The 24,274-nt window shown below is 73.4% G+C and carries 14 protein-coding genes; 7 read left to right on the top strand and 7 right to left on the bottom strand.

The window, feature by feature from the left end:
• Positions 1 to 334 precede the first annotated feature (334 nt).
• Both QWJ13_RS24825 and QWJ13_RS24830 read left to right on the top strand, forming a co-directional pair.
• A complete protein-coding gene (locus tag QWJ13_RS24825) occupies positions 335 to 1,051 on the top strand; it encodes a LuxR C-terminal-related transcriptional regulator (protein ID WP_316527151.1) in 717 nt (238 codons plus the stop codon).
• A gap of 217 nt (positions 1,052 to 1,268) precedes the next feature.
• Positions 1,269 to 2,513: an HRDC domain-containing protein gene (locus tag QWJ13_RS24830; protein WP_316527152.1), complete on the top strand. Its 1,245-nt coding sequence runs from the start codon at positions 1,269 to 1,271 to the stop codon at positions 2,511 to 2,513.
• Here QWJ13_RS24830 and QWJ13_RS24835 read toward each other — a convergent pair whose 3' ends face one another.
• Positions 2,514 to 2,636 (bottom strand): hypothetical protein, encoded by a 123-nt coding sequence (locus tag QWJ13_RS24835; RefSeq protein WP_316527153.1) that lies wholly within the window; start codon positions 2,634 to 2,636, stop codon positions 2,514 to 2,516.
• Between the two features lie 133 nt (positions 2,637 to 2,769).
• Here QWJ13_RS24835 and QWJ13_RS24840 point away from each other — a divergent pair, with 133 nt between their 5' ends.
• The gene (locus tag QWJ13_RS24840) at positions 2,770 to 3,987 is read left to right on the top strand and encodes a thiolase family protein (RefSeq protein WP_316527154.1); all 1,218 of its coding nucleotides are present in this window, start codon (positions 2,770 to 2,772) and stop codon (positions 3,985 to 3,987) included.
• Positions 3,988 to 3,989: 2 nt separating this feature from the next.
• A complete protein-coding gene (locus QWJ13_RS24845; protein ID WP_316527155.1) occupies positions 3,990 to 6,137 on the top strand; it encodes a 3-hydroxyacyl-CoA dehydrogenase NAD-binding domain-containing protein in 2,148 nt (715 codons plus the stop codon).
• Between the two features lie 121 nt (positions 6,138 to 6,258).
• Here the strand turns inward: QWJ13_RS24845 and QWJ13_RS24850 are convergent, their stop codons facing one another.
• The 3 genes from QWJ13_RS24850 to QWJ13_RS24860 form a co-directional block, all read right to left on the bottom strand.
• Positions 6,259 to 7,785, bottom strand: a complete 1,527-nt coding sequence (locus QWJ13_RS24850; RefSeq protein WP_316527156.1) for an ArnT family glycosyltransferase — start codon at positions 7,783 to 7,785, stop codon at positions 6,259 to 6,261.
• A 149-nt stretch (positions 7,786 to 7,934) separates the two neighbouring features.
• The gene (gene dxs, locus QWJ13_RS24855) at positions 7,935 to 9,842 is read right to left on the bottom strand and encodes a 1-deoxy-D-xylulose-5-phosphate synthase (RefSeq protein WP_316527157.1); all 1,908 of its coding nucleotides are present in this window, start codon (positions 9,840 to 9,842) and stop codon (positions 7,935 to 7,937) included.
• A 302-nt stretch (positions 9,843 to 10,144) separates the two neighbouring features.
• Positions 10,145 to 11,323: an ROK family transcriptional regulator gene (locus tag QWJ13_RS24860; protein WP_316527158.1), complete on the bottom strand. Its 1,179-nt coding sequence runs from the start codon at positions 11,321 to 11,323 to the stop codon at positions 10,145 to 10,147.
• A gap of 357 nt (positions 11,324 to 11,680) precedes the next feature.
• Between QWJ13_RS24860 and QWJ13_RS24865 the strand changes: the two genes are divergently transcribed.
• Positions 11,681 to 13,477: an outer membrane protein assembly factor BamB family protein gene (locus QWJ13_RS24865; RefSeq protein ID WP_316527159.1), complete on the top strand. Its 1,797-nt coding sequence runs from the start codon at positions 11,681 to 11,683 to the stop codon at positions 13,475 to 13,477.
• Positions 13,478 to 13,629: 152 nt separating this feature from the next.
• Positions 13,630 to 16,209, top strand: a complete 2,580-nt coding sequence (gene pepN, locus QWJ13_RS24870; protein ID WP_316527160.1) for an aminopeptidase N — start codon at positions 13,630 to 13,632, stop codon at positions 16,207 to 16,209.
• Between the two features lie 78 nt (positions 16,210 to 16,287).
• On the opposite strand, the gene QWJ13_RS24875 is transcribed toward pepN, so the two are convergent.
• Positions 16,288 to 16,515 (bottom strand): hypothetical protein, encoded by a 228-nt coding sequence (locus QWJ13_RS24875; protein ID WP_316527161.1) that lies wholly within the window; start codon positions 16,513 to 16,515, stop codon positions 16,288 to 16,290.
• A 137-nt stretch (positions 16,516 to 16,652) separates the two neighbouring features.
• Positions 16,653 to 18,728, bottom strand: a complete 2,076-nt coding sequence (gene malQ / locus QWJ13_RS24880; RefSeq protein ID WP_316527402.1) for a 4-alpha-glucanotransferase — start codon at positions 18,726 to 18,728, stop codon at positions 16,653 to 16,655.
• Positions 18,729 to 19,101: 373 nt separating this feature from the next.
• Between malQ and QWJ13_RS24885 the strand changes: the two genes are divergently transcribed.
• Positions 19,102 to 23,037 carry a glycoside hydrolase family 84 protein gene (locus tag QWJ13_RS24885; RefSeq protein ID WP_316527162.1) on the top strand — a complete coding sequence of 1,312 codons (3,936 nt, stop codon included), beginning with the start codon at positions 19,102 to 19,104 and terminating at the stop codon, positions 23,035 to 23,037.
• Between the two features lie 364 nt (positions 23,038 to 23,401).
• Here QWJ13_RS24885 and QWJ13_RS24890 read toward each other — a convergent pair whose 3' ends face one another.
• A complete protein-coding gene (locus tag QWJ13_RS24890) occupies positions 23,402 to 24,031 on the bottom strand; it encodes an HNH endonuclease (RefSeq protein WP_316527164.1) in 630 nt (209 codons plus the stop codon).
• Positions 24,032 to 24,274: the final 243 nt, after the last annotated feature.

Raw genomic sequence — 24,274 nt, forward strand, 5'->3', positions numbered from 1 at the left:
GTCCGGCCCCGACGACACCCGAGGGCCGGTACGCCACCCCCAGGGCTGACGGACGCCCCTCCGTGCTGACGGAGTGTGACTTCGGACCCCGCTCTGCGTCAATTCACCGGTCGATACCGACCGATCGGCATCGAATCCGATCGATTCTGTGCGAATACCAGGCATGTCGCGTCAATCATTTGCGCGATTTGTCCGTATTGTTACTCACTAGATCGTGATCTTTCGCTAAAGCCGGGCACGGTTGCTGCCGAAGCACACTGTGACCCTTTCCGAACGCGGAACACTCCGACCGCCCCCATCGGGGTTCCGTCCGCCACTCCCCGCAGGAGACCTGGTGTCGGTCCTTCTTGAGCACCCCGCAAACGTGGTCGCCTACCGGCCGACCAAGCCCACCGCCATGGTGGTCATCGCCGATCCCCGTGTCCGAAACACCGTCACCCGCCACCTGTGGGCACTCGGTGTCCGGGACGTGATCGAAGTGTCCTCGATCGCCGAGGCCCGTCCCCGGGTCTCCACCCCGCGCGACATCTGCGTCGCCGATGTGCACCTGCCGGACGGATCCGGGCTGACCATCCTCGCCGAGACCCGCGCCGCGGGCTGGCCCAACGGCCTGGCGCTGTCCGCGGCCGACGACATCGGCGCGGTCCGCAGCGCGCTGGCCGGCGGCGTCAAGGGCTACGTGGTGACCGGTACCCGGACGAACGTCGCGATGCCGGGCCGCCCCGGCCTGCCGCTCGGCGCCGCCGGGCTGGCCGGGCGGATGCGCCGCCCCGGGATGCCGGGCATGCCGGGCGCCGCCGGTGCCCCGGGCGCCCCCGGAGCACCCGGTGCGCCGGGCGCGCAGCAGGCCGCGTACCGCGAACTCTCCGGGCGCGAGGTCGAGGTACTGCGACTGGTCGCCGAGGGACAGTCCAACAAGGCGATCGGCGTGGCGATGGGCCTGTCGGCGCTCACCGTGAAGAGCCACCTCGCCCGGATCGCCCGCAAGCTGGGCACCGGTGACCGTGCCGGAATGGTCGCGGTCGCGCTGCGCACCGGCATCATCCACTGAGCCGGGCACTCCGGACCGCTGCGGCGGCCGAGGAGGAACGTTTCCTCCTCGGCCGCCGCGACGCTGTCCGGGGGCTCGGCCGGCCGGCCGGGCCCCGCGGGCCGTTCCGCGCCGGGCCCGGCCAAGGGCGCCCCGGCCGCGGCCGCCGCCCGGTCGATCAACAGTCTGACCAGTCCGACAACACTCCCGGTCGCGAGGACCGTCGTACCCTTGGTGGGTGACCGACGCCGTAGCAGCCATCCCAGAAGAAGCAGCCCCGGTCCCGCTCCTAGAGCCGCGGGACGGAATCCCGGCCGTGGTTCAGGACGAGCAGGCGCTCGCCGCCGCCGTCGCCGCGTTCGCCGCGGGCACCGGACCGGTGGCCATCGACGCCGAACGGGCCTCCGGCTACCGCTACGGCCAGCGCGCCTACCTCATCCAGCTGCGCCGCGCGGGTTCCGGCTCCGCCCTGATCGACCCGATCGCCTGCCCTGACCTCAGCGCGCTCGGCAAGGCCGTCGAGGACGCCGAGTGGGTGGTCCACGCGGCCTCCCAGGACCTGCCCTGCCTCTCCGAGGTCGGCATGAGACCCCAGCGGCTGTTCGACACCGAGCTGGCCGGACGGATCGCCGGGTTCCCCCGGGTCGGCCTCGGGCCGATGACCGAGAACGTGCTCGGGCTGAGCCTGGCCAAGGAGCATTCCGCCGTCGACTGGTCCACCCGCCCGCTGCCCGAGCCGTGGCTGCGCTACGCCGCTCTGGACGTCGAGGTGCTGGTCGAGCTGCGCAACGCACTCGAACAGGAGCTGGACGGCCAGGGCAAGCTCGGCTGGGCGATGGAGGAGTTCGCCGCGATCGCCGCCGCGCCCCGCCCGGCCCCGCGCACCGACCCGTGGCGCCGCACCTCGCAGCTGCACAAGATCCGTCGGCGCCGCCAGCTGGCCGTGGTGCGTGAGATGTGGCTGGTCCGCGACCGGATCGCGCAGGACCGCGACGTCTCCCCCGGCCGGGTGCTGGCGGACGCCGCGATCGTCAACGCCGCGCTGGCCATGCCGCTGAACATCGCCGCCCTCCAGGCCGTCCAGGGCTTCGGGCCGCGGGTGCACCGGCGCCAGCTGGAGCAGTGGCTGGCGGCCGTGCAGCGCGGCCGGGAGATCCCGGAGAACCAGCTGCCGACGGCCGCCGCGCCGCACGACGGGCCGCCCCCGCCGCGGGCCTGGGCCGAGAAGGACCCGGTGGCCGCCGCCCGGCTCTCCGGCGCGCGCGCCGCGATCGCCGAGCTGGCCGAGACGTACCACCTGCCGGCCGAGAACCTGATGACGCCGGACGTGGTCCGGCGGGTGTCCTGGCAGCCGCCGTCCGACCAGGGCCCCCAGGCCGTGGCCGCCGCGCTGCGCGGGCTCGGCGCCCGGCAGTGGCAGGTGGACCTGGTGGCCCCGGCGATGGCCGCCGCGTTCGCCGCCGCCGCCACGGCCCAGGGCTGATCACCCGCAGGGCTGATCCAGCGACAGATCGAAGGGGATGTCGTCCGTACGGGCGACATCCCCTTCGTCGTGCCCGGGAGCGGCGTTCCTGGTCGCGGCGGTCGGGAACGTGTCGCGGGACACACGGTCCGATCCCTCCGCAGGGCCTGGGCAGGCTGGTTACTGGCGGGTAGCATGACTGTGACGCGGCGCCGCTCGGATCTTCGCCGGCGGCAGCCCGCCCACCTCATTGTTGGTCCCTGGGAGGAGAGCCCCCGTGCCTCGTACCGCGAGGGACGTCGTCTTCGTCGATGGCGTCCGCACCCCGTTCGGCAAGGCCGGCCCGAAGGGCATCTACCACGAGACGCGCGCCGACGACCTGGTCGTCAAGTGCATCCGGGAGCTCGTGCGCCGTAACCCGAACCTGCCCGTCGAGCGCATCGACGAGGTCGCCGTCGCGGCCACCACGCAGATCGGCGACCAGGGTCTGACCATCGGGCGCACCGCCGCCCTGCTGTCCGGCCTGCCGAAGTCCGTCCCCGGCTACGCGATCGACCGCATGTGCGCCGGCGCGCTGACCGCCGTGACCACCACCGCCGGCGGCATCGCCTTCGGCGCGTACGACGTGGTCGTGGCCGGCGGTGTCGAGCACATGGGCCGCCACCCGATGGGCGAGGGCGTCGACCCGAACCCGCGCTTCGTCTCCGAGAAGCTGGTCGACGAGTCCGCCCTGTTCATGGGCATGACCGCGGAGAACCTGCACGACCGCTTCCCGCACCTGACCAAGGAGCGCTGCGACGCCTACGCCGTGCGCTCCCAGGAGAAGGCCGCCAAGGCGTACGCCAACGGCGACATCCAGCCCGACCTGGTGCCGATCTCGATCCGCAACACCAACCCCGAGGTCGGCGAGACCGGCTGGGGCCTGGCCACCGTGGACGAGCCGATGCGCCCGGGCACCACGATGGAGAACCTGGCCGGCCTCAAGACCCCGTTCCGCCCGCACGGCAACATCACCGCGGGCAACTCGGCCGGTCTGAACGACGGTGCCACCGCCTCGCTGCTGGCCGCCGAGGACGTCGCCGAGGAGCTCGGCCTCCCGGTCAAGATGCGCCTGGTCTCGTTCGCCTTCGCGGGCGTCGAGCCCGAGGTCATGGGTGTCGGCCCGGTGCCGGCCACCGAGAAGGCGCTGGCCAAGGCCGGTCTGACCATCGACGACATCCAGGCCTTCGAGATCAACGAGGCCTTCGCCGTCCAGGTGCTGGCCTTCCTGGACCACTTCGGCCTCGCGGACGACGACGAGCGGGTCAACCCGTACGGCGGCGCGATCGCCTTCGGCCACCCGCTGGCCTCCTCCGGCGTGCGCCTGATGAACCAGCTGGCGCGCCGCTTCGAGCAGCGCCCGGACGTCCGCTACGGCCTCACCACGATGTGCATCGGCTTCGGCATGGGCGGCACCATCATCTGGGAGAACCCGCACTTCGAGGGTGGTAAGTGACCATGGCCGACACCACTGAGCTGCTGACCCGCGGCGCCGAGCTCTTCCCCGGCGAGGTCGTCACGACCGCGCACGTGCGCCACCTCGACCTGCCGTTCCAGGCCGGCAAGCTGGCGCTGATCACCCTGGACAACGGCTTCGACCACACCAAGCCGACCACCTTCGGCCCGGGCTCGCTGCTCAAGCTGAACGCGGCGCTGGACCAGGTCGAGGCCGAGGCCGCCGAGGGCAAGATCGTCGGTGCCGCGATCACCGGCAAGCCGTTCATCTTCGCGGTCGGCGCCGACCTCAAGGGCGTCGAGCTGCTCCAGCAGCACGCGGACGCGCTGGCCATCGGCGAGGGCGGCCACGACGTCTTCAAGCGGATCGCCTCGCTGCCCGTCCCCACCTTCGCCTTCTACAACGGCGCGGCGATGGGCGGCGGCGTCGAGGTCGGCCTGCACTGCGACTACCGTACGGTCTCGGCGGGCGTCCCGGCCTTCTCGCTGCCCGAGGTCTTCCTCGGCCTCGTCCCCGGCTGGGGCGGCTGCACCATCCTGCCGAACCTGATCGGTGCCGGTAAGGCCGTCAAGGTCATCGTCGAGAACTCGATGAACCAGAACAAGCAGCTCAAGGGCAAGGACGTGTTCGAGCTGGGGATCGCCGACGCGATCTTCGAGCCGGCCGACTTCCTGGAGCAGTCGCTGCTGTGGGCCGCCAAGGTCGTCAAGGGCGACGTCGTCGTCGAGCGCGAGGCGATCGACCGCGGCAAGGCCTGGGACGACGCCGTCCTCTGGGGCCGCATGGTCGCCGACGCCAAGGTGCACGGCGCCGCCCCGGCCGCCTACAGGGCGCTGGACATCATCGAGGCCGCCAAGGGCTTCGACCTGGCCGACAAGGCGAGCCTCCAGGCCGGCTTCGACGCCGAGGACGCGGCCCTGGCCGACCTCATCATGAGCGGCGAGCTGCGCAGCGGCATCTACGCCTTCAACCTGGTGCAGCGCCGGGCCAAGCGCCCGGTCGGCGCGCCGGACAAGTCGCTGGCCCGCCCGGTCACCAAGGTCGGCGTCGTCGGCGCCGGTCTGATGGCCTCGCAGCTGGCGCTGCTGTTCGCCCGCCGTCTGGAGGTGCCGGTGGTCCTCACCGACATCGACCAGGAGCGCGTCGACAAGGGCGTCGGCTACGTCCACGCCGAGATCGACAAGCTGCTCGGCAAGGGCCGGATCAGCCCGGACAAGTCCAACCGCCTCAAGGGCCTGGTCACCGGTTCGCTGGACAAGGCCGCCGCCTTCGGTGACGCGGACTTCGTCATCGAGGCCGTGTTCGAGGAGATGGGCGTCAAGCAGGCCGTCTTCGCGGACCTGGAGAAGGTGGTCTCGCCGACCTGCGTGCTGGCGACCAACACCTCCTCGCTGTCGGTCACCGAGATGGCCTCGAAGCTGGAGCACCCCGAGCGGGTCGTCGGCTTCCACTTCTTCAACCCGGTCGCGATCCTGCCGCTGCTGGAGATCGTCCGCGGCGACAAGACCGACGACGCCTCGCTGGCCACCGCCTTCGCGGTGTCGAAGAAGCTGAAGAAGACCTCGGTCCTGTGCAAGGACCGCCCGGCGTTCGTGGTGAACCGGATCCTTACCCGCTTCATGGGCGAGATCCAGAACATCATCGACGAGGGCACCCCGATCGCCGACGTCGAGAAGGCCGTCGCGCCGCTCGGCCTGCCGATGTCCCCGATCGTGCTGCTGGAGCTGGTCGGCCCGGCCATCGCGCTGCACGTCTCGGAGACCCTGGCCGGCGCCTTCCCGGAGCGGTTCACCGTCTCCGAGAACCTCGCCAAGGTGGTCAAGGCCGGCAAGCGCGGCTTCTACACCTGGGTGGACGGCCAGCAGGTCCTCGACCCCGAGGTGCTGGCGCTGCTGTCCTTCGGCGACACGGTGCTCACCGAGGAGCAGGTCCGCGCCCGCGCCCTGGAGGCCGTGGCGCAGGAGATCGGCCTGATGCTGGAGGAGGGTGTCGTCGCCGAGGCGCAGGACATCGACCTCTGCATGATCACCGGTGCCGGCTGGCCCTTCCACCTGGGCGGGATCACCCCGTACCTGGACCGTGAGGGCGTCTCGGAGCGGGTGAACGGCAAGCCGTTCCTCGCCCCGGGCGTGGCCTCGGTGCCCGCGTAACGGCTGTACCGCAGGAGCCCCGGTGACCGCTCGGTCGCCGGGGCTCCTGGCTGTGTACGGGGTGCACGGCACCGCGGTCCGTGTACGGACGCCTCAAGGCCCTCGGCGCCACGCGGCGCTCTCAGTGCTTGAGGCGGTAGACCACGGTGTCGGCGAAGACGCCGACCATCTCGTAGTGGGTGTCCAGCAGGTTCTCGATCCGGGGGACCATGACCGGCTGGTACGGGGCGATGCCGGAGTCGTCGACCACGACCTCGGGCAGGCCATCGGCCAGCTCCTTGTCGAAGGTCTGCCAGGCGTTGGAGACGCTGAACTGCTCGCCGACGTTCTGGTTGCCGTCCTTGCCGCCGCTGTAGTTGGTCAGGAAGCCGGCGGTCAGGTAGCGGGTGGCGGGCTTGCGGTCGGCCAGCCAGTACAGCTCGGGGTGCATGCCCCAGACCAGCACCCGGTCCTTGGGGGTGGTCTGGGCGGCGACGACGGTGGCGACCTCGGTGGTGCGGTTGAGCCGCTCCCCCGGCCAGGCCATCGCCAGGCCCCAGAACACCGTGGCGGCGACCGCCGTGTACGCCAGGACGGGCTTCCAGCGGATCGCCGAGGTGGCGACCGCCCCGGTGCCCAGCAGCACCAGCGGCGGCATCAGCTGGAGGTAGTAGTGGCCGAAGAAGTGGAAGCCCACGCTGACGGCGGCGACCGAGGAGAGCAGCCAGACCCACAGGTCGGCGGTCGAGCCGTGCTCCTCGCCGGCCGCCGGCAGCGGGCGGTGGCGGTGCTTGAGCCAGAGCCGGCGCCCGACCGGGAGCAGGAAGCCCAGGCCGGCCGCGGCCAGGATGGCCGAGTTGCCGAGCGCCCGGCCGAGCATCTGGAGCCAGGCGCCGCCGAAGGAGGCGTAGTCGCCGCTGCCGGTGACCACCCAGAAGAGGAAGCCCTTGGGCTTGGTGAGGATCACCGCGACCAGCGCTATCGGCAGGGTGAAGCCGAACCCGATCTTGAACAGTGCGGGCGGCCAGCGCACCCCGCGCCGGCGGGCGTCCTGGAGGAGCATCCAGAGCACCGGGAGCAGCACAGCGCCGCCGGTCTGCTTGGTCAGTGAGCACAGGGCGACCGCGATGCCCGCGGCCAGCCAGCGGCGCCGTTCGGCGTACCGGAAGGCGGCCACCATGGCGGGCAGCATGAAGACCTCGAAGGTCGCCGCCTGGGTGTCCTCCGGGGAGAGCCCGATGGAGACCAGCAGGTAGAGCAGTCCGGCGCCGGCCCCTGCCCGGTTGCCCCAGCGGCCGCGGGCGATCGAGGCCAGCAGGATCGCGGTGACCAGGTGGGCCACCACCGCCAGGGTGCGCAGCGGCCAGAGCGAGGCGGAGCCGAAGACGGCGAAGCAGGCCTGGTAGAGCCAGGGCAGCAGCGGCGGCTTGCGGTCGACCACGGTGTCGTACAGCACCCCGCCGTCCGCCAGCATCCGGGCCTGGGTGGCCAGGAAGCCCTCGTCCGGGCTCCAGACGGGCCGGGCGAAGGAGGGGATGTGGGTGAGCAGCGCGACCAGCGCGAGCACCGGCACCAGCCTGGTCCAGTACCCCGTCAGGACACGGGTACGGACGCGCTCGGGCAGGCGCTCGGCCAGTCCGGCGAGGCTGGGGTGGGTGGGGGTCGGCACGGTTGACAACCTACCGGGCGGGACCGGCGCCGGTGGCGCCGGTCCCGTCTTTCCGTGCGATTATCGGCTTGTTTCGTGACGAACTGTTACGGAGTCATGGCGAACGGTCGTCGACGAAACGGGGCGGGCGCGGGGAACGCCCTCCCCGGTCAGGCCTTGACCGGCGCCGCGTCCAGCTTGGCGACCAGCGCCGTCACCTTGCGGGCGATGTCGGGGGCGTTCAGCCCGATCTCGGCCAGGATCTCGGCCCGGCTGGCGTGGTCCAGGAACTCCTGGGGGATGCCGAAGTCCCGCACCGGCAGATCCACCTCGGCGTCCCGCAGCGCCTGCGCCACGGCCGCGCCGACGCCGCCGACCCGGCCGTTGTCCTCGATCGTGACGACCACCCGGTGCTCGGCGGCCAGGCCCGGCAGGGCCGGGTCCACCGGCTTGACCCAGCGCGGGTCCACCACGGTGGCGGTGATGCCCTGGGCGGCCAGCAGGTCGGCGACCTCCAGGCTGGTGCCGGCCATCGCGCCGACCGAGACGATCAGCACATCGGCGCGGTGGGCGCCGGAGGGCTCCTCGGCGGCGCGCAGCACGTCCATGCCGCCGACCTTGCCGACCGCGGGGACGGCCGGGCCGACCGTTCCCTTGGAGTAGCGGACCACGGTCGGGGCGTCCTTGACCTCGACGGCCTCGCGCAGCTGGGCCCGGACCTGGTCGGCGTCGCGCGGGGCGGCCAGCCGCAGGGTCGGGACGAGCTGGAGCATCGACATGTCCCACATGCCGTTGTGGGAGGCGCCGTCGTCGCCGGTGACACCGGCCCGGTCCAGCACGAAGGTGACGCCCAGCTTGTGCAGGGCGACGTCCATCAGGACCTGGTCGAAGGCCCGGTTGAGGAAGGTCGCGTAGACCGCGAACACCGGGTGCAGCCCGTTGGTGGCCAGGCCGGCGGCGCTGGTGACGGCGTGCTGCTCGGCGATGCCGACGTCGAAGATGCGGTCCGGGAAGGCCTTGGCGAACGGGGCCAGGCCGACCGGGTGGAGCATCGCGGCGGTGATGCCGACGATGTCCTCGCGCTCGTGGCCGAGCAGGACCATCTCGTCGGCGAAGACGGAGGTCCAGCTCCGGCCGCCGCCGCTCTGGACCGGCAGGCCGGTCTCCGGGTGGATCTTGCCGACGGCGTGGAAGCGGTCCTCGTCGTTGTTCTCGGCGGCGTGGTAGCCGCGGCCCTTCTCGGTGAGGCAGTGCACGATCACCGGGCCGCCGAAGCCGCGCGCCTTGGTCAGCGCGGACTCCAGGGCGGTCAGGTCGTGGCCGTCGATCGGGCCGATGTACTTGAGGCCGAGGTCCTCGAACATGCCCTGCGGGGCGATGAAGTCCTTGAGGCCCTTCTTGGCGCCGTGCAGCGTCTCGAACAGCTGCTGGCCGACCACCGGGGTGCGCTGGAGCGCGTCCTTGCCCCAGGACAGGAACCGCTCGTAGCCCTGGGTGGTGCGCAGGGTGGCGAGGTGGTTGGCCAGGCCTCCGATGGTCGGCGAGTACGAGCGCTCGTTGTCGTTGACGACGATGACGACCGGGCGGTCCTTGGCGTCCGCGATGTTGTTGAGCGCCTCCCAGGCCATGCCGCCGGTGAGCGCGCCGTCGCCGATCACCGCGACGACCGGGTCGTTCTTGCCCTGCAGCTGGTTGGCCTTGGCCAGGCCGTCGGCGTAGGAGAGGACGGTGGAGGCGTGCGAGTTCTCGATCACGTCGTGCTCGGACTCGGCGCGCGACGGGTAGCCGGACAGGCCACCCTTGGCGCGCAGCCGGGAGAAGTCCTGGCGGCCGGTGAGCACCTTGTGGACGTAGCTCTGGTGGCCGGTGTCGAAGAGGATGCGGTCGCGCGGCGAGTCGAAGACCCGGTGCAGCGCGATGGTGAGCTCCACCACGCCGAGGTTGGGGCCGAGGTGCCCGCCGGTCTTGGAGACCTCGGTCACCAGGAAGGTCCGGATCTCCTGGGCCAGTGCGGCCAGCTGTCCGGGCGTGAGCCGGTCGAGATCGCGCGGTCCCCGAATGCGGGTCAGCAGGGCCACCCGTTCCTCCTCGTTAAGTGTTCGCGGACCGCGAGCGGTCCGGCGGGCGTCGCTTCCCGGCCCGGCGGCAGGCCGACGGCACCGGCCGGCGCCGACCGGTCGAGTCTAATGTCCGGTTGCCGGACGCCGAGCGGCGCGCCCGGTGCCGCCGTTCGGTTCCCGCCATTTCGGGAGGCCGAGCCAGAATGCCGGTCACCCTGCGTTGACGCAAGAGAAATCGATCTTTCGTGATGGATTGTTCACGACCCGGCGTCCGGAGGCCCACCCCGCAGCGCCCGGACACCGGGCTCCGAGGCCGCGCCTCAGGCCCGGCCGAGGGCTCCGGACTCCCCCATCTCGCTCATCACCAGGGCCAGCGCGCCGAGCACCTCGGCCCGGCCGCCGAGGGTGCCCGGGACGACCGACAGCTGCCGGGCGGCGCTGGGGATCGCGTAGCGGGCCACCGAGTCCCGGATCGGGGCGAGCACCAGCTCGCCGGCCTCGGCGAGGTCACCGCCGAGGATCACCCGGCGGGGGTTCAGCAGGTTGCACAGGGTGGCGACGCCGGTGCCGATCTGCCGGCCCGCGTCCGCGATCACCCGGCGGCAGCCGAGGTCGCCCCGCTGGGCCAGCTCGACCACCCGGGGCAGGCTGAGGTCCGGGCCGAGAGTGGGGGCGAGCAGCGAGAGCAGGTAGCGGGAGCCGACGAAGGTCTCCAGGCAGCCGCGATTGCCGCAGCGGCAGACCGGCCCCGCCTCGTCCAAGGTGATGTGACCGATCTCGCCCGCGGTGCCGCCCGGACCGCGGTAGATCTGGCCGTTCACCACCAGCCCGGCGCCGACCCCGCTGGCGACCTTGATGTACGCGAGGTCGTTCAGACCGCGGCCGGCGCCCCAGACCAGCTCGCCGAGCGCGCCCAGGTTGGCGTCGTTGTCCACGTGCACCGGCATGCCGAGCCGCTCGGCCAGCTCCTTGCCCGGGGCGATGCCCGTCCAGCCGGGCAGGATCGCGGTGGAGCCCAGCGCGCCGGTCTCCACGTCGATCGGGCCGGGCACGCCCAGGCCGACGCCGATCACCTTGTCGGGCTGGAACCCGGCCTGCGCCAGCAGCCGCTCGACCATCGCCTCCGCGCGGTCGAAGCCCTGCTGCGCGGAGACGTCGACGTCGATCGGGGCGCTCTCCTCGGCCAGCACCCGGTGGGCCAGGTTGCCGACCGCGACCCGCAGGTGGGTGTGGCCGAAGTCGATGCCGACCACGATGCCGGCGTCGCCGCTGAGCGAGACGCTGCGGGCGCGGCGGCCGCCGGAGGAGGTGTCGGCGACCACGACGGTGCCGCTCTCCTTCAACTCCCGCACGATGTTGGACACGGTGGCCGCGGACAGACCGGTACCGCGGGCGATCTCGGCCTGGGTCAGCGAGCCGGCCATCCGCACCGCGCGGAGCACTCGTTCCAGGTTCGCCCGGTGCAGCGAGGACTGCGAGCCCGGTGTGTCCGTCGACATGATCCACCCTCCCAGGGCGGGGACCCCTCCGCCGGGCGTCCCCTTCAACTCCTGAAGGGTACGGCCCGGGGGCCCGCACGGGGGTGCCGGGCGGACGCGGACAGGAGTGCGGACGGGCGCACGGCGGGAGCGGGCGCGGACGGAGACGGGAGGCGGGGTGGTGCGCGGCGGGCGTGGGGCCGCGGTGATCGGGGAGTGAAGGTGTTGCACGTCCTGGAGCAGGAGAGCCGGGGTTCAACGGTCCTGGCGGCAGCCGAAATGCGCACACCACTAGCATGGTGCCCACTTCTCACCCGTCCCACCGGAACCACGGACGGTACCGGGCAGGGGACGCTTCCAGACATGACGGGGAATCAGATGGCAGGGGATCACCCTACGCCGGGGGCAGGCGAAACGCCCGGCAGCGGTCCGCAGGACAACCGGGGCGTCTCCTTCGGGCGCCCGCCCGGCGGCGGTGTGGATCCGGCCGCCGTCGCGGACCAGATGACGCAGCTGGACGGCGCGGCCGTCCCGGGCCAGAGCGCCCCCGCGGGCCCGCCGCCCGCCCAGCCGCCGGCACCGCCCGCACAGCCGCCGCAGCCGCCCGTCGGCAGCCCGGAGTACGCGGCGTACGCACCGACCGCGGCCGGGTTCCCCGCCCAGGCCCCGCCGCCCCCGGGTGCGCCGGTCGGCCCGTACGACCCCGTCCCCGGCGGCCCGTTCGCGGCCCCCGACGCCGGGCAGGCCTACAACACCGGCGGCTACAACTACCCGCCGCAGAACGGGTACACCTACCCGGGCGCGCCCGTGGCGCCGGCGGCGACCAAGCAGCGCAACCCGGTGATGCTCTGGGGCGGGATCATCGGCGGCGTGCTGGCGATCTCGATCGTGGCCGCCCTGGTCGTCCTGCTCAAGGACCCCAAGCCGGACCCCGCGCCGGACCCGACCCCGATCGCGGGCGGCGACAACGGCGGCACGAACAGCGGCCCCGGCAACCCCACCCCGGGCCCGGCCACCAAGGGCGCCACCTTCAGCATCGCCTGGACGGCCGCCAAGGCCGCCGGCTCGGACAGCTCGAACCAGCTGCTCGGCATCTGGGGCACCGACAAGCTCGCCGTGCGCGTGGACAGCTCCGGTATCCGGGCCTACAACCTGGCCGACGGCAAGGAGGCCTGGAACATCCCGGCCCCGTCCGGCAGCAAGGAGCTGTGCACCGCCTCGTACGGCGCCAACTCCAAGGGCGTCGCCGCCGTCTCCTTCAACACCGGTGACAGCGACTGCTCCACCGTCGGCGCCGTCGACCTGACCCAGGGCAAGATGCTCTGGAGCGTCAAGGTCTCGACCGACCGGATGTCCTCGCCGACCCTCAGCGTCACCGACAACGTGGTCGCCGTCGGCGGCAACGCGGTCGGCGCCCTGAACATCGCCACCGGCCAGCCGGCCTGGCAGTACCAGCCGCGCGACAAGGACTGCACGCTGCGCGCCAAGGCGGCCGGCGGCCAGATCGCGGTCAGCGACCGCTGCTACGGCACCAGCGGCCCGAAGTCGCAGCTGGTCATCGTCAACGCCGACACCGGCAAGAGCGCCAGCAACGCGATCACCCTCACCGGCAACATCGAGGAGGTCGACTCGGTCCTCTCGGACAAGCCGCTGGTGCTGTTGATGACCAACGGCCCGCAGGGCGACTACGTCCTGCCGTTCGACAAGGACAACAAGCCGGGCAACCAGATGTCCGTCAAGGAGCCCGGTTCGGACAGCCTGCGGCTCACCGGCCAGGACCAGGCCGAAACCCGCAACGTGGTCAGCGGCACCACGCTGTACGTGCAGGTCGGCGGCGGCAAGTCGGGCATCAACGCCTACGACCTGAACACCGGCAAGCGCCTGTGGTCCGCCAACTCCGGCTCGGACAGCAACGACATCCGCCTGGTGGCCGGGACCGACAAGAACGGCAAGGTCCGCGCTGTCGTCGACCAGGGCTACAACAAGCCGGCCCGGCTGGTGACGCTCTCGCCGACCGACGGCTCGCTGTCCGACATCGGCACCATGGCGATGACCAGCGGCATGAGCATCGGCAGCAGCACCTCCGAGTACCTGATCTCGGACGACGGCGCCGCCGTCTACGCGTTCCGCCGCTACAGCGCCAGCGAGGGTCCGCTGACCAAGTGGAAGAAGTGACGCCGCGGGGGGACTGACCCCCCGTCGCGACCGCCACGGCGGGGCGGGCACCGGGCGATGGCCCGGGCCCGCCCCGCCTGTGATTTTTCGGCTGCCCCGTACGTTGGACGTGCGAGGATTCGGACCATCAGCCTGACGAAGGAGTGCAGCGAGTGCCCGGCACAAACCTGACCCGTGAGGAGGCCCGCACCCGGGCCGACCTCCTCCACGTGGACGCGTACGACATCGAGCTCGACCTCGGTTCGGCCCGCGAAGGCGGCACCTTCCGGTCCACCACCGTGGTCCGGTTCACCGCCACCACCCCCGGCGCGGAGACCTTCATCGACCTCGTCGCCCCGAGCGTCGAGGAGATCACCCTCAACGGCGAGCGGCTCGACCCGGCGAGCTTCGTCGACAGCCGCATCCCGCTGCCGGGCCTGGCGGCCGAGAACGAGCTGCGGGTCGTCGCCACCTGCGAGTACACCAACACCGGTGAGGGCCTGCACCGGTTCGTCGACCCGGTCGACGGCGAGACCTACCTGTACAGCCAGTTCGAGGTGCCGGACGCCCGCCGGGTCTTCGCCAACTTCGAACAGCCCGACCTGAAGGCCACGTTCGCGTTCACCGTGACCGCGCCCCAGGGCTGGGTCGTGGTCTCCAACTCGCCCACTCCGCAGCCGACCGGCGAAGGGGACACCCAGGTCTGGACGTTCGAGCCCACCGCCCGGATCTCCAGCTACATCACCGCGCTCGTCGCCGGCCCCTACGTCGGGGTCTTCGACACCTACGAGAACGGCGAGCAGCGGGTGCCGCTGGGCATCTACTGCCGGCCCTCGCTGCGCGAGTTCCTGGACCCGGAGGCCGTCTTCGAGGTCACCAAGCAGGGCTTCGACTACTTCCAGGAGAAGTTCGACTTCCCGTACCCGTTCGCGAAGTACGACCAGCTGTTCGTCCCGGAGTTCAACGCCGGCGCGATGGAGAACGCGGGCGCCGTGACCCTGCGCGACCAGTACGTGTTCCGCTCCAAGGTCACCGACGCCGCGTACGAGGCCCGCGCCGCGACGATCCTGCACGAGCTCGCCCACATGTGGTTCGGCGACCTCGTCACCATGGAGTGGTGGAACGACCTCTGGCTGAACGAGTCCTTCGCGACCTTCGCCGAGGCGGTCTGCCAGGCCGAGGCCCCCGGCTCCCGCTGGCCGCACTCCTGGACCACCTTCGCCAACCAGATGAAGACCTGGGCGTACCGGCAGGACCAGCTGCCGTCCACCCACCCGATCATGGCGGACATCAACGACCTGGAGGACGTCCAGGTCAACTTCGACGGCATCACCTACGCCAAGGGCGCCTCGGTGCTCAAGCAGCTGGTGGCGTACGTCGGCCAGGACGCCTTCTTCCAGGGCGTGCAGGCCTACTTCAAGCGCCACGCCTGGGGCAACACCCGGCTCAGCGACCTGCTCGGCGCCCTGGAGGAGGCCAGCGGCCGCGACCTCAAGGCCTGGTCCAAGTCCTGGCTGGAGACCGCCGGCATCAACGTGCTGCGGCCCGCCATCACCGTCAACACCGACGGCGAGATCGAGTCCTTCGCGGTGCTCCAGGAGGCCCCCGCGCTGCCCGCCGGCGCCAAGGGCGAGGCCGTGCTGCGCCCGCACCGCATCGCGATCGGCCTGTACGAGCTGAACGGTGACACCCTGGTGCGCACCGACCGGATCGAGCTGGACGTCGACGGCCCGCGCACCGAGGTGCCCGAGCTGGTCGGCCGCCACCGCCCGGCCGTCGTGCTGCTCAACGACGACGACCTCTCGTACGCCAAGATCCGGCTGGACGAGGACTCGCTGGCCGTCGTCACCGAGAACCTCGGCGGCTTCACCGACTCGCTCCCCCGCGCGCTGTGCTGGGCCTCCGCCTGGGACATGACCCGCGACGGCGAGCTCGCCGCCCGTGACTACCTGTCGCTGGCGCTGTCCGGCATCGGGCGCGAGAGCGACATCGGCGTGGTGCAGTCGGTGCAGCGCCAGGTCAAGCTCGCCCTGGACGCCTACGCCGACCCGGAGTGGCGCGAGCAGGGCCTGGCCCGCTGGGCCGCCGCCGCGGAGGAGCACCTGCGCGCCGCCGACCCCGGCAGCGACCACCAGCTGGCCTGGGCCCGCGCCCTCGCCTCGGTCGCCCGTACGGACGGTCAGCTCGCGCTGCTCGCCGGCCTGCTGGACGGCTCGGTCGAGATCAAGGGCCTCGCGGTGGACACCGAGCTGCGCTGGACCCTGCTCGGCCGACTGGCCGCCACCGGCCGGGCGGACGAGGCCGCCATCGCGGCCGAGCTGGAGCGGGACAACACCGCGGCCGGCCAGGAGCACGCGGCCACCTGCCGCGCCGCCCGGCCGACCTCCGAGGCCAAGGCGGAGGCCTGGGCGTCGGTGATCGAGTCGGACAAGCTGACGAACTATGTGCAGGACGCCGTCATCGCCGGCTTCCAGCAGTCCGACCAGCGCGAGCTGATCGCGCCGTACGCGGAGAAGTACTTCGCGGCGGTGAAGGGCATCTGGGAGACCCGCAGCCACGAGATCTCGCAGCAGATCATCGTCGGGCTGTACCCGTCGCTCCAGGTGACGGCCGGCACCCTGGAGGCCACCGACGCGTGGCTGGCCTCGGCCGAGCCGGCGCCGGCCCTGCGGCGCCAGGTCGTCGAGTCCCGGGCGGGCATCGAGCGCGCGCTCAAGGCGCAGGCGGTCGACCGTGCGGCGGGGGCCCGCTGACGGTGGCCGCATAGCCCGAAGGGGCGCCGGACGGGATCGTCCGGCGCCCCTTCGGGTTGGTGCGGGGGATCTGGGTGGTTACTTCTTCTTGCCCTTGCCGTACGGCAGACCGGCCAGACCGGCGATCACCGCGAAGGCGACGAGCGGGAGAAACACGTACAGGCCGAGGGTCTGGCCGACGCTCAGGCCGGCACCGGGGTCATCGCCGTCGTCCCTGGTGAAGGCCATGGCGGGCGACGACAGCAGCATCATCAGCGTGACCGTTGCGCAAACCGCGCCGGCTCGCAAAGCGTTCCTCTTGTCCACGTTTCCAACTTACCCGCCGCTTACGGGGGCGCGCGCGTCGGGGGTCGGGTGGGGGCCGGGGGCGCCTGCGGCGGGCCGGGGTGGCGGAAGTGAGGGACGCGGCGCGCGCGTCGGGGGTCGGGTGGGGGCCGGGGGGATCAGTGCGGCCCCGGCGTGGCGAGGAGGTGGGCGAGGAGGGAGGCGGCCGGGGTGGCGGCGAGGCCGTCCAGGGTGACCGGGGTGCCGGCGCCGTCGGCGACCGGAAGGCGCCAGTTCGGGTACTGGTCCCAGGTGCCGGGCAGGTTCTGCGGCCGCGGGTCGCCGACCAGGTCCGGCAGCCAGACGCCGACCAGCTCCGCCGGGGTCGCCCGCAGGAAGCCGTACAGCGCGGGCATCGTCAGCGGCTCGCCCGGCCGCAGCAGCCCCCGCGCGGCCAGTTCGGCCCGCCAGTCCGCCAGCTCCGCCGCCGCCCGCTCCTGCTCCTCGCCCAGCGGCCGGGCCAGCAGGCCGAGCCGGTGCCGCAGCTCGACGTGCTCACCCGAGAGCCGGGCGGCGGTGCTGGGCAGGTCGTGGGTGGTGAGGGTGGCCAGGCAGCCCGGCCGCCAGCGGTCCGGGGGCAGCACGGCGCCGTCGCCCTGCCAGTCCCGCTCGAACCAGAGGACGGAGGTGCCGAGCACGCCGCGCGCCGCCAGCTCCTCCCGCACGCCCGGCTCGACCGTGCCGAGGTCCTCGCCGATCACCGCCGTCCCGGCCCGGTGCGCCTCCAGCGCCAGCACTCCGAGCATCGCCTCCGCGTCGTACCGGACGTACACGCCTTCGGTGGGCGGGTGCCCGGCCGGTACCCACCAGAGGCGGAACAGGCCCATCACGTGGTCGATGCGCAGCGCCCCGGCGTGTCGGGCGACGGCCCGCAGCAGCTCGGCGTACGGGGCGTAGCCGGCCTCGGCGAGGGCGTCCGGGCGCCAGGGCGGCAGGCCCCAGTCCTGGCCGTGGGCGTTGAAGGCGTCCGGCGGGGCGCCGACCGCGATGCCGCCGGCCAGGACGTCCTGGAGGGCCCAGGCGTCCGCGCCGTCGGGGTGGACGCCGACGGCGAGGTCGTGGATCAGGCCGACCGGCATGCCGGCCTCGCGGGCGGCGCGCTGGGCGGCGACGAGCTGCTGGTCGACCTGCCAGGCGAGCCAGCGGTGGAACTCGACCCGGTCCGCGAGTTCCTTCTCCGCCTGCGCGATCTGTGGGCCGTCCGGGTGACGCAGGCCCTTGGGCCAGTGGTGCCAGTCGGAGCCGTGCTCCTCGGCCAGGGCGTTCCACAGGGCGTGCCGGCGCAGCCACTCGCCCTCGCCGCGTCGGTACGCCTCGTACCCGGCCTGCCGACCGGGGCCGCGCGGCACCTCGTGCAGCAGTTCCAGGGCCTCGCGCTTGAGCCGCCAGACGGCGTCGCGGTCGATCAGCGCGTCGTGGCCGAGCACCTCCTCGCGCAGCCGGGCCGCGCGGCGGCTCAGCTCCTCGGCCTGGTCGCGCCGGTCTCCCGTGAGGTACGCGTACTCGGGGACGGCCTCGATCCGCAGGTGCACCGGGTCGGCGAAGCGGCGGGAGGAGGGGCGGTACGGGGAGGGGTCGGAGGGGCTGGTGGGCAGGCCCGCGTGCAGCGGGTTGAGCTGGACGAAGCCCGCGCCGAGGCCGGCGCCCGCCCACTGCGCCAGCTCGGCGAGGTCGCCGAGGTCGCCCATGCCCCAGGAGCGGTCGGACAGCACCGAGTACAGCTGGGTGAGGAAGCCCCAGCTGCGGCCGGGGAGCCGGGGCAGCCGCTCGGGGGCGACGATCAGCACGGCCTTCGCCCCGGTGCCGTTGCTCTCCGCGACGAGGGTGTGCCGCCCCAGCGGCAGGTCCCCCGGCACCCAGTGCGAGTGCCCCCGGGGCAGCTCCCAGCTGCCGCCGTCCTCCAGCTCCACCCGCAGCCGGGCGTCCGCCGGCACGTCCAGGGCGGTGCGCCGGCCCTGCCGGACCACCACGCAGGGCGGCAGCAACCGGGCCCGCTGCTCGGCCCGGTGACGCTCCAGCGACTCCCGCGCCTCCTCGGGCGTGCCGGCCGCCACCCCCATCGCCGCCAGCACCGCGACCAGCGTCCGCGCTCCCACCGCCTGCCCGCCCGGCCCCGGGTAGCTGCTGTCCACCCCGTACGCCCGGGCCAGCGCCACCAGTTCGGCGGGCGGCGGCGGAGCGTCCTGCGCCGGCACCTGCTCGGCTCCGTCACTGTCGTGGTAAGCGGCCACTCGCGGCTCCTGCGATGTCTCGGCTACGCCCGGTCAGGACGACCACAGTCCTACCCGGGTAACCGCCCGACGACGCTGCGCGACACGGCGTCAGCGGGCGATCGCCGGGCCGGGGACCTTCCGCGCGGGCCGCCGCGAAGCCGCACTGACCAGCGCCGATCGCCGGCCGGACACTGCCGTCCGGTACCCTCCCGGCGACGGCGCCCGCCGATTCCGGGCCGGTCCGACATGCGATCTATTCCGGCATAACGGGCATAGCCGTCGACGGCGTTGACACCGGGTCGGCCGACTGGTGGGGTTGCCGAGGATGTGGTTCCGGCCTGGCGAGGAGGCTCCTGTGCAAGCCCGTGTGTCCGTTGCGGCCGGGCGGCGGCTGCGGTCGCAATTGGAGCAGAGCCCGGCGCTGCGGGAGGTCGTGCACCACCCCGCGGCGGTGGCGGCGCGGCAGGTCACCGCGCGGACGTGTCGTCAGGTCGCGCCGCGGACGGCGGACCGGCTGATCGCCGACCTCAAGGGAACGGAGCCACTGTTGTCGTCGGTGCGCGAGGAACGGGCGGAACGGGCCGCGAGGCGGCCGGGCCGGCGGGCGCTGCAGATCGCGGCCGGGGTCGCGGCCGCCGCGGTGGTCGGCGGCCTGCTGGCCGGGGCGACGCCCTCGACGGCGTACGCGGCCGGCGCGGCACCGGCCGTGGTGAGCTCCGCGCCGCAGACCCCGCTGGGCAGCGTGACCGACCCCAAGGTGTTCCCCAAGCCGCAGCAGCAGACGGTGGCGGGCAAGCCCGTCGCGGTGCCGTCCGCCGTGACCCTGGTGACCGGGGACAAGGCGGACTTCGCCGCGATCGGGGCCGTCCGCGAGGTGCTGGAGATCGCCGGGGCGAGCGAGGTGACGCCGCAGCCGGACGCAGGGACGCCGGCCGCCGGCTCCCTGGTGGTGTACGTCGGCCAGGGCGCCGACGGCGAACCGGGCCGGACACTGCGCCAGTTGGCCACCGCGACCGGTGGCAAGGACGCCGCCGTGCCCTCCCTCGCGGGCCTGCCGGCCGGCGGGTACGTGCTGTCGGCCGGTCAGCTGCCCGCCCAGGGCGGCGGGACGTACGGCGCCGTGGTGCTGGCCGGCGTGGACACCACCGGCACCTTCTACGCCGCCCAGAGCCTGCGTCAGCTGCTCGCCGCCGTACCGGCCGGACAGGGGCAGGCGCCCGGGGCGGCCGGGCTCGGCCTGCCCGGGGTCACCCTGCGGGACTGGCCGACCGGCGCGCCCGTGCGCGGCACCGCCGAGGCCTTCTACGGCACCCCGTGGACGGCCCAGCAGCGACTGGAGCAGATCGACTTCCTCGGCCGTTCCAAGCAGAACTTCTACCTCTACGCCCCCGGTGACGACCCGTACCGGCTCGCCCGCTGGCGCACCGCCTACCCGGCCGCCCAGGCCGAGGAACTGCGCGAACTGGGCGCCCGGGCGCGGCAGAACCACGTCACCCTCGGCTACGCGATCGACCCGGGGCAGTCCTTCTGCTTCAGCTCCGGCAAGGACGCCGACGCGCTGGTGAACAAGCTGGACGCGCTGCGCGGGCTCGGCTTCACCGCCTTCCAGCTCCAGTTCCTGGACGTCAGCTACGACGAGTGGCACTGCGGCGGCGACCGCGACAAGTACGGCACCGGGCCGGCCGCGGCCGCCAAGGCGCAGGCCGAGCTGGTGCGCAAGGTGCAGGACCGGCTGATCGCCAAGAACCCGGGCCTGGCACCGCTGTCGATCGTCCCGACCGAGTCCCACCAGCAGGGCTCCACCCCGTACCGCAAGGCGCTGGCCGCGGCGCTGCCGGAGGGCGTGCAGGTGGCCTGGAGCGGGGTCGGGGTGATTCCGGAGAAGATCACCGGCGCCCAGGCCTCCGACACCGCCGGGCTGTACGGGCACCCGCTGCTCACCATGGACAACTACCCGGTCAACGACGCCAGCCCGGACCGGCTCTTCCTCGGCGCCTACGGCGGGCGCGACGCGGAGGTGGCCACCCGCTCGGCGGTGCTGCTGACCGGCGCGATGCGCCAGCCGGTGGCCTCCCGGATCGCCATCGCCACGGCCGGCGACTTCGCCTGGAACCCCACCGGCTACCAGCCCGAGGAATCCTGGCGGGCCGCCGTGCGCGCGCTGGCCGGGCCGACCGGCGCCGCCGCGACGCCCGCCGGGACGACGCTGTCCGCGGTCACCGCGCTGGCCGGGAACAGCACCTCCTCCCCGCTGTCCAAGCAGGAGTCCGCCTACCTGACGCCGCTGCTGGACCGGTTCTGGGCGGCCGCCGAGCCCACCTCCGGCACCGCCCCCGACCTCGCCAAGCTGATCGAGGCCGCCGCCCCGCTGCGGGAGGCCTTCACCACCATGGCCACCGCCCAGCAGACCCTGGCCGGCACCCCGGCCACCGCCCAGCTGGCCGGCGAGGCCGCGCCCTGGCTGGGCCCGCTGCGCGACTACGGGCTCGCCGGGCAGGCCGCCCTGGACATGCTGCTGGCGCAGCACGGCGGCGACGGCGCCGCGGCCTGGAAGGCCCGGGTCGAGCTCAACCGGCTGCGCGAGCAGCTGGACCGGGCCCCGGCCACCGTCGGCGCCGGGGTGCTCGGCCCGTTCCTGGAGCGCGCGGTGCGCGCCGCCGACAACTGGGCCGGCGTGGGCGGCGGCGCCCTCACCCCGACCACCACCATGGGCACCGCCCAGGACCACCTGCCCGCGCTGATGACCGACGGCGCGGCCGACACCTTCTACTGGAGCTCCGCTCCCCCGCAGCCCGGCGACTCGGTCGGCCTGGACCTCGGCGCGGGCCGCCCCGTCAGCGGCGTGACCGTGCTGATGGGCGGCTGGGGCAACGGCCCGGACGCCCGCAGCGCCGCGGACGACTACATCCGCGACGGCGTGCTGGAGTACTCCACCGGCGAGGGCGGCTGGAAGCAGCTGACCACCGTGAAGAACCAGAAGACGGTCAGCGCCCAGCTGCCGCCCGGCACCGTGGTCCGGGCGGTGCGGCTGCGGGCCACCACCGCGCAGAAGACCGCCGTCGCGGTGCGCGAGTTCACCGTCACCGCCCCGGACGACTCCCCGGCCAGCGTCAGCGGCGGTCCCGACGCGGTGCCCGGCTCCTCCGCCGACGCCGTGCTGGACGGCAACCCGGACACCGCGTACCGGGCCGCCAAGCCGCCGACCGCGCAGGACGAGCCGCTCACCGTCGAGCTCGGCGCGGCCCGTCCGCTGGACCGGCTCACCGTGCTGACCGACCCCGCCGTGCACGCCACCGCCACCATCGCGGTGCGGCGGGCCGACGGCACCTGGGCCGACATCGGCGCCGTGCAGCCCGGCTACAACGAGCTGCCGGCCGGCGGGCAGCCCGCCGACGCGTTCCGGCTGACCTGGAAGCCCGGCGGCGACCCGCCGGTGGTCAACCAGGTGATCCCCTGGTACGCGGACGCCCCCGCGGCCCGGCTCAACCTCGCCGACCCGGCCCTGGACGTGGTCACCGGCGCGGCCGCGCCCGTCCAGACCCGGGCCACCGTGGAGGCCGGCCGCCCCGAGGGCACCACCGGCGAGCTGCGCACCGAGGTGCCGGCCGCCGCCAAGGGCCTGACCGTCACCCCGGCCGGCCCGCTCAGCGTGCCGCGCGGCGGCCGGGTGGGCGTGCCGCTGCTGGTCGCGGCCGCCCCGGACACGCCGTCCGGGACGTACCGGGTGCCGGTGCAGTTCGTGGCCGGCGGCACCTCCGTCCGGCAGGTGCTCCAGGTGCACGTGGTGCCGCCCACCGGCGGTCCCGACCTCGCGGTCGGCGCCAAGGCCACCTCCTCGGGCGACGAGACGGCGGACTTCCCGGCCTCGGCGGTCACCGACGGCAATCCGAAGACCCGCTGGTCCTCGCCGGCCAAGGACGACGCCTGGGTGCGGCTGGAGCTGCCGCAGGCGACCAGGCTGGGCTCGGCGGTGCTGCACTGGCAGGCCGCGTACGCCTCCTCGTACAAGATCCAGGTCTCGGCGGACGGGAACACCTGGACGGACGCGGCGACGGTGGACAACGGCAAGGGCGGCGACGAGACGGTGCGCTTCGACGCCCCCGGCGTCCGCTACGTCCGGGTGCAGGGCGTGGCGCGGGCCACCAAGTACGGCTACTCGCTGTGGGGCGTCGAGCTGTACGCCGTGACCACGCCGCCCGCCCCGGCCGCGCCGCCCGCCCCGCAACCCCCGGCCGGGCCGAACCCCAAGCAGCCCGTCACCCCGGCCAACCCGGCGGCGCCCAAGCCGTAGCACTCCCGACGGCACCGCCCGGTGAGCCGAAGGGGCGCGCCGGTGCCGAAAGGGAGAAGCGAGGGAGCGAGGCACGAGCGAGGGAGCGCCGACCGTCGGCGCCGGGTCCAGAGCGCCCCGGAGGCGAGCCGGGCACGAAAAGGGGGGCCCGGCGAGCCGAAGGGGCGCGCCGGTGCCGAAAGGGAGTGACGAAGGAGCGAGGAAGCGCCGACCGTCGGCGCCGGGGCAAGAGCGCCCCGGAGGCGAGCCGGGCCCAAAAAAGGGGGGCACAGCGGCGGGCCGCCAGCTCCCCGGTGCGGGGGGGCTGGCGGCCCATGAGGCGCGTACCGACGGATATGACGGGCGGGCCCTTGTGGAGCTGTGGTCAGGCGGAGAGCGGTTCGGGCTGCTCACCGCGGCGGACGGGGGCGGGGTGCGTCCGGCCGAGCGGGACGGGGTGCACCGGTTGCTCGGTGTGGTCGTACTCCCCCCATTGCGGGGCACGCAGCTGGTCCGCGCCGCCGTAGGGTTCCAGGTAGGGCCGCCAGCGAGGGTCCTTGATCCCGGTGCCGATGATGCGCCAGGCCAGGCCGCTGGGCGGCGCGGGTGGTCGTTTCATCCGCCAGCCGAGTTCGGTGAGGTGGCGGTCGGCCTTGGTGTGGTTGCAGCGGCGGCAGGCCGCCACCACGTTGTCCCACCGGTGCTGGCCACCGCGGCTGCGCGGAATCACGTGGTCGACGCTGGTGGCGGCGGCCCCGCAGTAGACGCAGCGGCCGTGGTCGCGGGCGAACAGCGCCCGGCGGGTGAGCGGGACGGGCCCGCAGAACGGGACCCTCACGAAGCGGGTCAGACGGACGACGGACGGCGCCGGAAGGGCGCTGGTGGCGCTGTGCAGAGTGACTTCCGAGTCCTCCAGGCTGACCGCCTTGTGGTTGAGGACCAGGATGAGTGCGCGGCGCATCGATACGACGCCGAGTGGCTCGTAGGACGCGTTGAGGACCAGGACATGCGGCACGGATGCCTCCTTGGACGCCTGCGGCGCGTGGCTCGCGCCGGGACGAGCGGTTGGATCGCGCCACGCGTGCGCGATCTCCCCCAGTGTCGCCTTACCACTTTGTACGGCGCCACCACTCCTGTGTAACGGACCTGACCTGAACTCCGGTGTGGTCTCTGTCATAGCCGATATGCCCGGGGCGAGGTTGGGTTGCACCCGGGTGGCGGTGCGGCCGGCCGCGGTGGCCCCGCCGGGTGGCGTTCC

Source organism: Kitasatospora brasiliensis (assembly GCF_032654805.1).
Taxonomy (GTDB): domain Bacteria; phylum Actinomycetota; class Actinomycetes; order Streptomycetales; family Streptomycetaceae; genus Kitasatospora; species Kitasatospora brasiliensis.

Bases quoted from the DNA above. Each gene is read 5' to 3' on its own strand.
- QWJ13_RS24845 (WP_316527155.1), top strand. From the start codon at position 3,990: ATGGCCGACACCACTGAGCTGCTGACCCGCGGCGCCGAGCTCTTCCCC.
- QWJ13_RS24860 (WP_316527158.1), bottom strand. From the start codon at position 11,323: ATGTCGACGGACACACCGGGCTCGCAGTCCTCGCTGCACCGGGCGAAC.
- QWJ13_RS24865 (WP_316527159.1), top strand. From the start codon at position 11,681: ATGGCAGGGGATCACCCTACGCCGGGGGCAGGCGAAACGCCCGGCAGC.